The sequence below is a fragment of the Lacinutrix cladophorae genome (assembly GCF_053604645.1).
The window spans coordinates 527,232-539,532 of sequence record NZ_JBSHNR010000121.1 but is presented as its reverse complement, the minus strand read 5'-3'; the positions used below and the strand labels follow the sequence as shown (position 1 = coordinate 539,532).

The 12,301-nt window shown below is 32.0% G+C and carries 14 protein-coding genes; 7 read left to right on the top strand and 7 right to left on the bottom strand.

All coding sequences use genetic code 11. The annotated features are described in order from the left end of the window. The first annotated feature begins 49 nt into the window (after positions 1-49). A complete protein-coding gene (locus ACVC3Y_RS15400) occupies positions 50-565 on the top strand; it encodes a DUF4231 domain-containing protein (protein ID WP_452227370.1) in 516 nt (171 codons plus the stop codon). Position 566: 1 nt separating this feature from the next. Here ACVC3Y_RS15400 and ACVC3Y_RS15395 read toward each other — a convergent pair whose 3' ends face one another. Continuing rightward, a complete protein-coding gene (locus tag ACVC3Y_RS15395) occupies positions 567-1,895 on the bottom strand; it encodes an aspartate kinase (RefSeq protein ID WP_452227369.1) in 1,329 nt (442 codons plus the stop codon). A 210-nt stretch (positions 1,896-2,105) separates the two neighbouring features. Here ACVC3Y_RS15395 and ACVC3Y_RS15390 point away from each other — a divergent pair, with 210 nt between their 5' ends. Further along, positions 2,106-2,762: a hypothetical protein gene (locus ACVC3Y_RS15390; RefSeq protein WP_303420939.1), complete on the top strand. Its 657-nt coding sequence runs from the start codon at positions 2,106-2,108 to the stop codon at positions 2,760-2,762. Here the strand turns inward: ACVC3Y_RS15390 and ACVC3Y_RS15385 are convergent. The 5 genes from ACVC3Y_RS15385 to brnQ all read right to left on the bottom strand — a co-directional run bounded on the left by ACVC3Y_RS15385 (position 2,759) and on the right by brnQ (position 6,750). Continuing rightward, on the bottom strand, positions 2,759-3,112 hold the full coding sequence (locus ACVC3Y_RS15385) for a hypothetical protein (RefSeq protein WP_303420941.1): 354 nt from the start codon (positions 3,110-3,112) through the stop codon (positions 2,759-2,761). The genes ACVC3Y_RS15390 and ACVC3Y_RS15385 overlap by 4 nt on opposite strands. Before the next feature lie 101 nt (positions 3,113-3,213). Next, the gene (locus ACVC3Y_RS15380; RefSeq protein ID WP_303420943.1) at positions 3,214-3,600 is read right to left on the bottom strand and encodes a cupredoxin domain-containing protein; all 387 of its coding nucleotides are present in this window, start codon (positions 3,598-3,600) and stop codon (positions 3,214-3,216) included. A gap of 37 nt (positions 3,601-3,637) precedes the next feature. Further along, on the bottom strand, positions 3,638-4,198 hold the full coding sequence (locus ACVC3Y_RS15375; protein ID WP_303420945.1) for a carboxymuconolactone decarboxylase family protein: 561 nt from the start codon (positions 4,196-4,198) through the stop codon (positions 3,638-3,640). A 400-nt stretch (positions 4,199-4,598) separates the two neighbouring features. After that, positions 4,599-5,438: a helix-turn-helix domain-containing protein gene (locus ACVC3Y_RS15370; protein WP_452227368.1), complete on the bottom strand. Its 840-nt coding sequence runs from the start codon at positions 5,436-5,438 to the stop codon at positions 4,599-4,601. 10 nt (positions 5,439-5,448) lie between these two features. Next, entirely contained in the window at positions 5,449-6,750 is a 1,302-nt protein-coding gene (gene brnQ / locus ACVC3Y_RS15365; protein ID WP_452227367.1) for a branched-chain amino acid transport system II carrier protein, read from the bottom strand. Positions 6,751-6,845: 95 nt separating this feature from the next. On the opposite strand from brnQ, the gene ACVC3Y_RS15360 reads away from it, so the two are divergent. From ACVC3Y_RS15360 to ACVC3Y_RS15350, 3 genes are all read left to right on the top strand, one after another. Further along, positions 6,846-7,619, top strand: coding sequence for an alpha/beta fold hydrolase (locus ACVC3Y_RS15360; RefSeq protein ID WP_452227366.1), 774 nt, complete (start codon positions 6,846-6,848; stop codon positions 7,617-7,619). A gap of 65 nt (positions 7,620-7,684) precedes the next feature. Continuing rightward, complete coding sequence (locus ACVC3Y_RS15355; protein WP_303420953.1) at positions 7,685-7,951, top strand: hypothetical protein; 267 nt, start codon at positions 7,685-7,687, stop codon at positions 7,949-7,951. 67 nt (positions 7,952-8,018) lie between these two features. Beyond that, the gene (locus tag ACVC3Y_RS15350) at positions 8,019-8,243 is read left to right on the top strand and encodes a hypothetical protein (protein WP_303420955.1); all 225 of its coding nucleotides are present in this window, start codon (positions 8,019-8,021) and stop codon (positions 8,241-8,243) included. Here ACVC3Y_RS15350 and thiL read toward each other — a convergent pair. Further along, positions 8,227-9,279, bottom strand: coding sequence for a thiamine-phosphate kinase (gene thiL, locus ACVC3Y_RS15345; RefSeq protein ID WP_303420957.1), 1,053 nt, complete (start codon positions 9,277-9,279; stop codon positions 8,227-8,229). The two genes, ACVC3Y_RS15350 and thiL, sit on opposite strands and share 17 nt — an antisense overlap. A 192-nt stretch (positions 9,280-9,471) precedes the next feature. Between thiL and ACVC3Y_RS15340 the strand changes: the two genes are divergently transcribed. Next, positions 9,472-10,959 carry a choice-of-anchor B family protein gene (locus ACVC3Y_RS15340; protein ID WP_452227365.1) on the top strand — a complete coding sequence of 496 codons (1,488 nt, stop codon included), beginning with the start codon at positions 9,472-9,474 and terminating at the stop codon, positions 10,957-10,959. Then, positions 10,952-12,298 carry a hypothetical protein gene (locus ACVC3Y_RS15335; RefSeq protein ID WP_452227364.1) on the top strand — a complete coding sequence of 449 codons (1,347 nt, stop codon included), beginning with the start codon at positions 10,952-10,954 and terminating at the stop codon, positions 12,296-12,298. Before ACVC3Y_RS15340 ends, ACVC3Y_RS15335 begins: the two co-directional genes overlap by 8 nt. Positions 12,299-12,301: the final 3 nt, after the last annotated feature.

The following is a 12,301-nucleotide window of genomic DNA, read 5'->3' as shown; positions in this document are numbered from 1 at the left end:
ACGCCCCTTTTCTTAGACAAAACCGTTACTAATAATTAATACTCAAATTATGAATAGGTGGCATTTTAATTCTAAAGAAAATTTCAAATCATATAATGAATTGATTGAGAGGAGTGCATTATCTGAAACAGATAAAATCTTATTTACAGTTAGTTGGCTCAATTATCTAAAATATCTTGACAAGATTGCCATAAAAGACAGCTTGTTTTTTAATGTTTTGCAAATACTCATTCTTGTGGTTGGCATCTTAATACCAATTATTGAACAAACCGAACTAAATTCTAAAATTGGAAATTCTTCGATAACAGTAATTAGTGTTTTAGGGATTACCATAGCTATAGCAACAGCGTTAATTCGACATTTTAGATTTGAAGAACGATGGAAACATTACAGAAAAAATGCAGAAATTATTAGAAATGAAGGGGAAGACTTCTTAGCACTAACTGGAAACTATGAAAGCTCTAAAAATATCCATCTCGCATTTAAAAAGTTTATTGAAAACATAACGGTTATTAAAAGACAAGAAGTGGATTCCTATATTATTAAAGTTAGAAAAAAAGAATAAACTACACCCCAACAACAGAGCTTTCAAAAACATAACGCTGTAGTTTTTTCAAGGTTTCAAGTTTATCGCTAGTATTAATAAGCAATGAAATATTATTATTGCTTCCTCCATACGAAATCATACGTACATTTACATCTTGTAAAACCTGGAATAAGTTTGGTGTATCTGCATGGTAAATAATGGCATTACCTACCAAACAAACAATACTCATAAAATCGTCTACTTCTACTAAAGCAAAACGCTCCAACTCTTCTACTATCGATTGTAAATGTGTAGTATCATCTATAGTTAACGATACTGCAATTTCGGAAGTAGTAATCATATCGATAGCCGTTTCGTAACGCTCGAAAATTTCGAAAACTTTCTTTAAAAAACCATGAGCTAGTAACATTCTAGCCGATTTAATCTTTATTGCTGTAATGCCATCTTTTGCAGCAATTGCTTTTATACCTTCGCCATGCACTTGATTGGTAATTAAGGTACCATAAGAAGCTGGCGACATGGTATTTTTTAATCGCACAGGAATATCTAATGCACGAACAGGCATCACGGTTTGTGGATGTAAAATTTTTGCTCCAAAATAGGCAAGCTCTGCAGATTCATCAAAAGACAAATTAGAAATAGCTTTGGTATTTTCTACAAAACGAGGATCGTTATTATGAAAACCGTCAATATCTGTCCAAATTTGTACTTCTTCCGCTTTCACTACAGATCCTATAATAGTTGCTGTATAATCGCTTCCACCACGTTGTAAATTACTAATTTCACCTTCGGCATCTCGGCTTATAAAACCTTGCGTAATGTAAATATCTGCATCTGGAGTTTCGGCAATAATTCGGTTTAAATTCTGCTGAATATAATAATTATCTGGCTCGTTGGTTTTATCAATTCGCATAAAATCTAAAGCAGGTAATAAGGCTACATTTATATTTTCTTGTTGTAAATAATGACTAAAAATAAAAGTAGATAGCAATTCGCCTTGCGCAACAATTTGGTTATACAATAATATATCGTGCTTTGTATTTACCAAACTATTTAAGGTATCAAACACATGGTTTACATAGTCTAAAACCGTTGCATGTAATGCTGTATTTGTAATTAAGGTTTTTACGGTTTTTTGATAGTTCTTTTTAAGCGCGTCAATAACAATTAATGCTTCGTCAACGCTACCGTTTTTAATATAATCTGAAATTTTAACAAGCGCATTTGTAGTTCCAGACATGGCAGACAAAACCACCACTTTTTTTTGTCCGTCGTTTATAATGTTTTTTACATGAATCATATTCTCAATAGACCCAACCGATGTACCTCCAAACTTTAATACTAACATATTACTTTACATTTTATAATGCTAAACTACTTTGTATGCTACTAATAGCCATGAAAATGAAAAAATTATACTATTTTTACACAGATTGTTAAATAATTAACAAATAAGGTTTTTCATTATGCATCCAATGTAGAAGGACAGAAGCAATAAACAAAGCGAACAAACAAGCTCTCGACGGCGTTCGAGGAGACCAAGAAAAGAAACAGAAATATGAAAACCATAGCCTCTTGTGTAGAAGACATATTAATAACGCAACCTTTTTTAGAAGAAGCACTATCTAGAAGTATTATTAATTATTCTGCTTTAGCCGAAGAATTGAAAGTTCCAATTAGCGACATGTTACGAAAGCCTGTAAAATCTGGAGCGATTATGATGGCATTACGCAGATACAATACACCAAATACTTTGCGACACTCGTTAAAACTAAAAAGCACTTTACAAAAATTAGGAGACATTACAGTACGCTCGAATTTGAGTGATTTTACGTTTCAAAATTCGGAAACCCTAATTCAAAGTCATACTAAGATTTTAGAGCAAGTAGAAAATAATAAAGATATATTTTACGCTTTTACAAGAGGTATTTATGAAAGTAATATTATTATTTCGAGTTCGGAAAAGAAAGCTATTATAAAATGCTTTGCTACCGAAAACCAAATAGGTGTTCAAGAAGGTTTATCGGCAATTAGCGTACGTTTACCAAAAGACAATTCGAAGATATCTGGTTTATACTATCAAATTTTTAAGCGATTGGCTTGGGAAAACATTCCGATTTACGAGGTGGTTTCTACAACCAACGAATTTACCGTTTTGGTTGAAGATCATGTGGTAGACAAAGCGTTTTCGGTAATTAAAAATCTAAAGAATTAATACTCGGTTTTTACTAATTCTCCGGAAGCTATTGCGGCTTCGTAGCTCGCTTTAACACTTGTTAAAAAACCAAAAAACTTCGTTCCGTTTTCCTTTTTTAAAACTACATAGGTTTTATTATTATCTTTTGTAATCACCTCATCTACTAAAACCTTATTATGTATTACAGATGAATAACTAGCCAGCTTACCGCGTTTTACTAGTATATTTAATTGTGGAAACGAAATATGATTATAAAATTTTCCTGAAGGTGCTTTAACAATTAATGTATCGCCAACTTTTGGCTGATTATTAGCAAAAGAGATAAAAAAAACACAAATAAAAGATATGGTACATAGTAATTTTTTCATGGTATAAATTTTTAAATTAATATAAGAAAATCTAAAAAAATAAACAAAAAAAGCGAGCTTTTCACAGCTCGCTTTTACACTAAAAACTATTAATAAAACCACTACTCTACAGTTAGCGTATATTGTGGTGTTTTGTTAAAAGGGCAAAAATATTGGTACGTTCCTTTAGCAAGGGTAACTTCTTTTGAAGATTCTGTTTTACCATGTTTAACCATTTGCGAAACATAAGCATCTGCAATATGATTTTTAGGATCTGATGCATCTTTTCCAGCTTCAATTAATACCAATCCAACTTCTGGAGCTGCATTATTATTAGTTACTTGAAACACATATGTTCCTTCTTTAAGCGTTAATTCTTTTTGTGTAAATTCTCCTAATGTTTGCTCTAAAGCTACTGTTGTTACAGCTTTGTTTTTAGTCATTTGGTCTTGTGCTGTAGCGGTAATTGAAAATGCTACTAAAAAGAATGCGATAAATAAATTTTTCATGATTTTGTATTTTAAATGTTTGTAAATTATTAATGAATTAATTGTTGGTTACAGTAAACTTTCCAGCTTCTACACTTGGGAAATCTACTTCTGTTTCTGCAATATGATTTACATAGTTGGTTAGTGTATTAGAAACTACATTTAACACGATTTCTAAAATATCACCATCATTATATCCTGCAGCTTTTACTTCTTGAATGGCTTGCGTAGATACTTGACCTCTGTTTTTTGTTACAGCTTGTGCAAATTGTAAACCTGCTTGTGTTTTTGCATCTGCAGCAATTGCTTGTCGGCTTAATTCTGTTTGCTCCTCTGTTAAACCATTCATTTTACCTATTGCCGTATGTGCAGACAAACAATAATTACATGCGTTTTCTTCGGCTATTGCTAATGCTAATTGCTCTCTAAATTTGTTATTAAAGTTTCCGCTAGCTGTTAATTCGCCTAAACTTAAATAGGTTTGTAAGGTTGCTGGAGAGTTACCAAATACTTTAATTAGGTTGGGTATAAAACCTAATTTACTTTGTACTGCATGGAATAATTCTTTAGATTTTCCTGTGGTAGTTTCTGGGTTTAATGTTTCGATTCTTGTGCTCATACTATTTGTTTTTGTATTCCTGCGAAGGCAGAAATCTTATTATTATTTATTTAAATTTTATTGTATTATTTACTCTTGACTTTTACAATCGCAAATTTTGTTATCTGGTTGTGCTTCGTCGTATTCTTGAAATCCCCAACAATTTGGACATTGTGTGCTTTGTATTTTTTTCATAATTTTTGTTTTGTTGTTAATTACAATGCAAAGATGCAACGAGAATACACTTGAAAAAATGGACAAAAGTTCCTTATGCTTGGACTTCCATGTTTTTTAAGATTTTATAGAGAGTGGAACCGGTAATTATTGCGTGAAGGATGGAAATGGCATCCTTTTTTTGCTGCCATAAATGGCAAAAAAAGATACAATGTACAGCCTGACCTTTAGGGTCACGCCCAAAAAATTAATGTTCTTTTTTAAACTGAAGAGGTGATTTTAAGGTTCCTTTTTTAAAGAATCTTGTAAAATAGGCGGCGTCATTAAAACCTAAACTGTAGGCAATTTGTTTCACGGAATCGTTGGAATAAATGAGTTGTCGCTTGGCTTCGAGGATAATTCTGTTTTTAATAAAATCGCTAGGTGTTTGTGTTCCTATCTTATTAAAATGTTTGGTTAAAGATTTTGGGGAGAGTCCTAACCTATTTGCATATTCTGTTACCGTATGTAGTGTTTTAAAGTTTTGCTCTACTAGTATGCTAAAGTCTTTAAAGAGTTTGGTTTCTTCATCTTCCTTAATGGTATGATGTTCTTTTTGTACGCGAACCGCATGAATAATAAATTGTTTTAAATAGGTTTGCAGCATATCGTATTGTGCTGCTTCGTTGGTTTTAAACTCTTCGATTAAGCCTTCTAATATAAACTGTAGTTTTTGGGTATCCCTTTCGCAAGGTTTCACAAAAGGAGTTTCGTACACATTATTAAATAGAATACCATTGCAAGCAACTTCTTTATCGTGCGTTTGAATACAGTAGAAATCACGAATAAAAGAAATTTTGTAGGCTTCTTGGATTTGTTCGGAATCTATAGAAAAAACCTGTCCTGGAGATAAAAAAAAGAGTACGTTATCTTGAAAATCATAGCTTTCAAAATCAATATTATATATCCCTTTTCCTTTTTTAATCCAATAGATATTATAAGCATCTACCTGTTCTGGCTTATTAAAAACACAGGCTTTTTCAAATTGAACAACGTGCAATGAAAATATATTTTTATAGGAATATTTTGTAATGTCCTGCTCTGCCATAGGGTAAATATTAATTAGGTAAAGCTTTAGTCGTAAAAGTTTTAAAATTTAACAAAACAAACCCAATAAAAGCTGGCAAAACCCAACCTAAACTATGTTTTGCAAGCGGAATAAGATTAACGACTTTACGTAATCCATCTGACGGACTTAAAAAGCCTAGCACGTCTGGAATACTAAAGACAAAGGTTAGTAAAACAACAACGCGAAACACCAATTTTGTTGCATATTTATTAGGAATTGCGTTTAGTAAAATGAGTACAATAGTTATTGGATAAATAAATAATAAAACCGGTAATGCAATTACAATAATGGAGTTAAAATCTAACTGCCCCACTACAACACCAAACACACAAGCAATAATTGCAGTAATTACATATACCGTTTGCGACTTTTTAATTATGCCTTTAAAATAATCTGCTGTTCCTGTTACTATACCAACCGCTGTAGTAAAACAAGCTAATGCAATTAATATACTTAAAACGGTATTACCAAAAGTACCTAATGCCTGTTTCGTGATTCCTGTTAATAAATTTGCACGTTGCATATCGCTACTTAATTCGTTATTAATACTTATCTCAGACCCATAAAATGCACCAACAGCTATTAATCCTGCGTAAATAATAAACAAACCAAATCCTGCGATGATTCCTGATTTTTTAATGAGCTCTTTTTTAGCATCAAAAGACTCTTTATTTTTTAAATTTATAGATATAATAATTACTGCTCCAACAACTACAGCCCCAATTGCATCGAAAGTTTGATAACCTTCTAAAATTCCGTTTACAATAGGAGTTTCAAATTGTGATGGGTTGGTAATCATTTGTGTCGAAAACAAACCAATACCAATTACCAAAAGCAGCATTATTACTATAAAAGGAGTAAGATATTTACCTATAACATTTAATATTTTTGAACGATTTAATGCAAATAATAACACGAAAAGAAAATACACACTACTAGTTAATAATGGGGAGCTACCAAAGTTTGGGTGAATGGCAATTTCATGAGTAGCTGCTGCGGTACGCGGCGACGGAATTGCAATAGCAATACCATAAATTAGAACACAATATACCAAACTAAAAGTAGGCGATACTTTTTTACCGAAATCGTATAAAGTACCTTGTAATTTAGCATGTGCATAAATACCTATAATAGGAATTACAACGGCAGTTATTATAAAACCTAAAATAACCCAAAACCAATTTTCACCAGCATTATATCCTAAAAGAGGAGGTAACAATAAATTTCCTGCTCCAAAAAACAACGAGAATAAGGCAAAACTTATTATTAATAATTCTTTAGTTTTATTCATATTAATAGATTCAAAAAAAAGGAAAATTCTAATTTAAATTTCAGAGTTGTGTTTTATTAAAACCCTTAATTATCTTTGCACAATATAGTTTAAATATGATTTTAGAACACAAAGGCATTAATCTTTTTTATACAGATCAAGGAGAAGGTACTGCAATAATTTTATTACATGGCTTTCTTGAGAACAACACAATGTGGCATGCGCTTTTACCAAGCCTAACCAAAAAACACCGTGTTATTTGTATCGATTTATTAGGACATGGAAAAACACCATGTCTAGGCTATGTTCATACTATGGAAGAAATGGCGGAAGCTGTTCTAACCGTTTTAAAACATTTAAGATTAAGAAGATATTATATGATTGGTCATTCTATGGGTGGTTATGTTGCTTTGGCTTTCGCCGAAAAGAGCCCAGAAACTTTAAAAGGTTTATGTTTAATGAACTCTACTTATCAAGCTGATGGAAACGAGATGAAACAACTAAGATCTAGAGCTAATAAGATGGTACAAACTAATTTTAATAATATGGTGCGTATGTCGTTCGCTAATTTATTTAGCGAAAAAAGCAAAACGGTATACAAAACAGCATTTGACACAGCTTTAAAAGAAGCTTTAAAAACACCAGTTCAAGGATACATCGCTTGTCAAGAAGGAATGCGTTTAAGACCAGATAGACAAGAGATTTTTAAATCACTAAACTGCAAAAAGCTTATTATTATAGGAGAAAATGATCCTGTAGTAGATGGTGAAAAACTAGTAGAAGAAACAAAAAACACAAACATTGAAACGGCTATTTTTAGTGAAGGCCACATGAGTCATATAGAAAATCACAATTCACTTTTGAATGCAATAATGCATTTCATCGAATAAATAATGCTTTTTATCGTTTATTTGATTTTTTTTTATTAGGTTTACTACAACCAAACGCTAATAAAATGAAAAAACCTACTAACAAACCTGCTTTTATTCCAAATTTAGTTTGTTCTGTTTTTGGACACAAATTTGAAGTTTCAAAAAAAGTAACTTACCATGTAAAGGAATACAAATGCTGCAATTGCCATAAACAAATGACCACGAATAGTAATGGTAATTTAATTCCACTAACTCCTAAATTTGAACAAATAAATTCTGTTTTAGAGCGTATTTACAACAACAAAGCAACACGTTTACAGGAAAAATCTTACGCTTCATCGATTAGTTAGACAAGCCTTCTAAAGAATTCACAAAAAAAAGTTAGCTTAGTTATCTCTAAAAGAACTAATTAACTATATGAATCCAATTCACTGTAGCGTATTTGGTCATGATTTTAAGGTTACAAAAGATATCACAGCACATGTGAAGGAATATCAATGTAAACATTGTAAAAAACAAATGACTACTAGTGGTAATGGCAATTTAATTCCGTTAACTCCTAAATTTAAGGAAATCAATTTGGTATTAAAAAGCATGCATTACAAAAAAAAGAAACGAAAAGCGCTTATTCTTGATCGTTAAATGAATTCCAACCTTGTGCTTGTAGAGGTATTTTAGTTTCTGCTCTAGTAACTAAATGCATTCCTACATTTGGCTCTGTCATAAAACCAATTACTGTAAAATTAGGATTGGCTTTTATTTTAGGATAATCTTCTTGCGATATTGTAAAAAGCAATTCATAATCTTCACCTCCACTTAAAGCTACCGTTGTACTATCTAAGTTAAACTCTTCACAAGTAGATATAACTTGAGGATCTAAGGGTAATTTATTTTCATATAGATCACAACCAACCTTACTGTGCTTACATAAATGCATAATCTCGGAAGACAACCCATCACTAACATCAATCATTGCAGAAGGTTTAACCTTTAAATCTTTAAAAAGCTTTACAACATCTCTTCTTGCTTCCGGTTTTAATTGTCTTTCTATAATATACGCGTAAGGCTCCATATCTGGTTGACTATTTGGGTTTACCAAAAACACTTGTTTTTCGCGTTCTAAAACCTGTAATCCCATATATGCTCCACCAATATCACCAGTAACTACTAATAAATCATTAGGTTTTGCACCACTTCTATACACCACATTTTCTTTTTCAACTTCTCCAATTGCTGTTACAGAGATTAGTAATCCTGAAGTAGAGGAAGTCGTATCTCCTCCAACAACATCTACTCCATAAATTCCTGCAGCTGTTTCAATTCCTGCGTATAATTCTTCTAATGCTTCTAAAGGAAAACGATTAGAAACAGCAATAGAAACGGTAATTTGAGTTGCGTTCGCATTCATTGCAAACACATCCGACAAGTTAACAACAACAGATTTATACCCTAAGTGTTTTAAAGGCATATAACTTAAATCGAAATGCACACCTTCGACCAATAAGTCTGTAGTAACTACAATTTGCTTTTTCTTAAATTCTAAAACAGCTGCATCATCTCCAATACTTTTAATGGTAGATTTTTGTGACACTTTAAAATGCGAAGTTAAATGGTCTATCAATCCAAATTCTCCTAAATCACTTAATGAGGTACGTTGTTGGTTTTTATCTTCTATCATGTTGCAAAAATAAGAAGCTTATTATTAAAAATATGCCATATTATTAAATAAAAAAGAAGAAGTGATTATACCAAAATGAAAAAGAAGCAGTTTTAACAGTGTGGATAAGAATATTTTAGATAATTCTTCTAATTTTGCTTAAATACATTGAGCTTTTTTTAGCAAATAAAGAAGTTTTTTAAATTTAATAGTATGTCAAAATTCTTGAAAAAGAAATATTTATTACAAAGATTGGTTTTTATCACTCTATTAGTACCATTAATTTATTCCTGTGATAATGAGCCCGTAAATATAATTATCACTCAAGATTCTGATATTGATGGAGATGGAATTACAGACAATATAGATAACTGTGTAGAAATAGCAAATCCAGACCAAGCGGATACAGATAATGATGGTGTTGGAGATGCATGTGATCTTGTAGCAGATGCAGATACAGATGAAGATGGAATACCTGATAATATAGATAACTGTGTAGATATGGCTAATCCAGAGCAAACAGATGCAGATAATGATGGTATTGGTGATGTATGCGATCCTGTTTTAGATATACCTTTATTTGAATGTATTGATGGAATGGCAGGACCATACCCTTGTGACGGCTATAATTTAATGTCCCATGTCCCTGTTTCCGTTTTAGCTAATACAATGGGAAATCCTGAAGGAAGTGATATTTGGGGATGGACTGACTCTTTAACTGGTAATGAATATGCTATAATAGCCATGACCAATAGTACTGCTTTTGTAGATATTACAAACCCAATTGAACCTATTTTTTTAGGAAGATTAGATACTGCCGAAGGCGCCAATTTTTGGCGTGATGTAAAAGTGTATAATAATCACGCTTATATAGTAGCAGATGGAAACCAAAACTTAAATCATGGTATGCAAGTATTTGATTTAAAAAAATTAAGAAACGTAACAAATCCTCCAGCAAACTTCACATCAGACGCACATTATACAGAGTTTGGAAAAGCGCATAATATTGTTATAAATGAAGATTCTGGATATGCATACGCAGTAGGCTCTAATACATTTGGTGGTGGAGCGCATTTTATTAATATTCAAAACCCAACAAACCCAATAGCAGAAGGTGGTTTTAATGGTTATTCGCATGATGCACAAGTAGTAACTTATAATGGTCCAGATTCGGACTATACTGGACATGAAATTTTAATAGGAAGTAATGAAAATGAAATTGTAATTGCAGACATATCAGACAAAGCAAATCCTATTACTATTTCAACAATCGCATACAATAATATTGGTTATACACATCAAGGATGGTTTACAGAAGATAAACAATATTTCATTCTTGGAGACGAAACAGATGAATTAGGCTTTGGTAATAATACTAGAACCATTATATTTGACTTCAATGATTTAGACAATCCTCTTTTTCATGCAGATTATTTTGGCCCAACTGCAGCCATAGATCATAATGGTTATGTAAAAGGAAATACTTATTTTCAAGCTTGTTATTCTGCTGGATTAAGAATGATTGATATTACAAATATTGCTTCTGGTACATTGATAGAGTCTGGTTTTTTTGATACACATCCAGAAAATAATAATACAAGTTTTAATGGCGCTTGGAGTGTATATCCATATTTCGCAAGTGGCAACATTATTATTAGTGATATAGAAAGAGGTCTTTTAATAGTAAGAAAAAGTGAATAATAAATTAAACATTCTTTCCACCTTAATTGTAAGCCTTACCGTTATTTTTTTAAATAGCTGTAAGTCAGATGACAATGCAACATCTTCCGGAAATGCTTTTTTAGGTGAAATTGAAGCTATTTCTACATTTGGTGGTACAAAAAATGAAAGCGCACAATCAATTGTAAGCACACAAGATGGTGGTTATGTAATTCTTGGTCATACACAAAGTAAGGATTTTGATATAACAGATAAAACAAATGAAAGTTATGATTATTGGGTTTTAAAATTTGACGAAAATAACCAACTGCAATGGAACAAAACTTTTGGTGGTTCTGGAGATGATAGAGGGAAATCTATAGTACAAACATTAGATGGTGGATATGCTATATTAGGACAAACTAATAGTGCGAATCAAGATGTTACTCAAAACTCAGGCTATTACGATTTTTGGCTGGCAAAACTGGACAATGCAGGCAACCTAATTTGGGAGAAATCTTTTGGATATTCTGGTTTAGACATTGGGATTTCCGTTATTCAAACTACAGACAATGGATTCCTACTCACTGGAGTTTTAGATGTAACAGCTTCTGGTGGAGAAGGTAACACGAAACAATCACACGCAAGACATGCAGGTGGCGATTATTGGGCTATTAAAACAAACGCATCTGGTGATATTGAATGGAGTAAATATTATGGAGGATCTTATTCTGAAGTCCCTAATGATGTTATTGAAACCAATGATGGCTATATTATTGTTGGCTCTTCAGATAGTGATGATGTAGATATAAGCAATAACAAAGGGGATTATGATTTTTGGGTTGTAAAAATAAATACCACAGGAAGTATTGTTTGGGAAAAATCTTTTGGCGGATCAGAAATTGATGAAGCTTGGTCTATTACAAACACACAAGATGGAAATTATATTATAGTTGGAGACGCAAGAAGTAACGATCAAGATATTAGCAATCCGTATGGAGCTTCCGATTTATGGCTTATTAAAATAAACCCTCTCGGAGCTATAATTTGGGAAAAATCTTTTGGAGGCTCTAGTTTCGATTCGGGTAGATCTATATCTAATACACAAGACAATGGCTTTATAATTTCTGGGAGTACCAGAAGTATCGATGGTGATTTAAGTGCTAACAACGGACAAAATGATGCATGGGTATTAAAAATAGATGCCAATGCCAACATAGAATGGCAAAAAACAATTGGAGGCTCTACTATTGATTACCTTTACGACGCTATAGAATTACCAAATAAAAATATAATTGCTGTTGGAGAATCTAGTAGTAACGATTTCGATTTAACAAATAACAACGGTTTTACAGACCTATTAAAAATAAAAATAAAATAAAAA

What these genes read in the sequence shown, in the direction of transcription:
- ACVC3Y_RS15380 (WP_303420943.1), bottom strand. Translation starts at nt 3,600, where the DNA reads ATGAAAAATTTATTTATCGCATTCTTTTTAGTAGCATTTTCAATTACC.
- thiL (WP_303420957.1), bottom strand. Translation starts at nt 9,279, where the DNA reads ATGATAGAAGATAAAAACCAACAACGTACCTCATTAAGTGATTTAGGA.
- ACVC3Y_RS15340 (WP_452227365.1), top strand. Translation starts at nt 9,472, where the DNA reads ATGTCAAAATTCTTGAAAAAGAAATATTTATTACAAAGATTGGTTTTT.
- ACVC3Y_RS15355 (WP_303420953.1), top strand. Translation starts at nt 7,685, where the DNA reads ATGAAAAAACCTACTAACAAACCTGCTTTTATTCCAAATTTAGTTTGT.
- brnQ (WP_452227367.1), bottom strand. Translation starts at nt 6,750, where the DNA reads ATGAATAAAACTAAAGAATTATTAATAATAAGTTTTGCCTTATTCTCG.
- ACVC3Y_RS15385 (WP_303420941.1), bottom strand. Translation starts at nt 3,112, where the DNA reads ATGAAAAAATTACTATGTACCATATCTTTTATTTGTGTTTTTTTTATC.
- ACVC3Y_RS15350 (WP_303420955.1), top strand. Translation starts at nt 8,019, where the DNA reads ATGAATCCAATTCACTGTAGCGTATTTGGTCATGATTTTAAGGTTACA.
- ACVC3Y_RS15390 (WP_303420939.1), top strand. Translation starts at nt 2,106, where the DNA reads ATGAAAACCATAGCCTCTTGTGTAGAAGACATATTAATAACGCAACCT.
- ACVC3Y_RS15400 (WP_452227370.1), top strand. Translation starts at nt 50, where the DNA reads ATGAATAGGTGGCATTTTAATTCTAAAGAAAATTTCAAATCATATAAT.
- ACVC3Y_RS15370 (WP_452227368.1), bottom strand. Translation starts at nt 5,438, where the DNA reads ATGGCAGAGCAGGACATTACAAAATATTCCTATAAAAATATATTTTCA.
- ACVC3Y_RS15360 (WP_452227366.1), top strand. Translation starts at nt 6,846, where the DNA reads ATGATTTTAGAACACAAAGGCATTAATCTTTTTTATACAGATCAAGGA.
- ACVC3Y_RS15375 (WP_303420945.1), bottom strand. Translation starts at nt 4,198, where the DNA reads ATGAGCACAAGAATCGAAACATTAAACCCAGAAACTACCACAGGAAAA.
- ACVC3Y_RS15395 (WP_452227369.1), bottom strand. Translation starts at nt 1,895, where the DNA reads ATGTTAGTATTAAAGTTTGGAGGTACATCGGTTGGGTCTATTGAGAAT.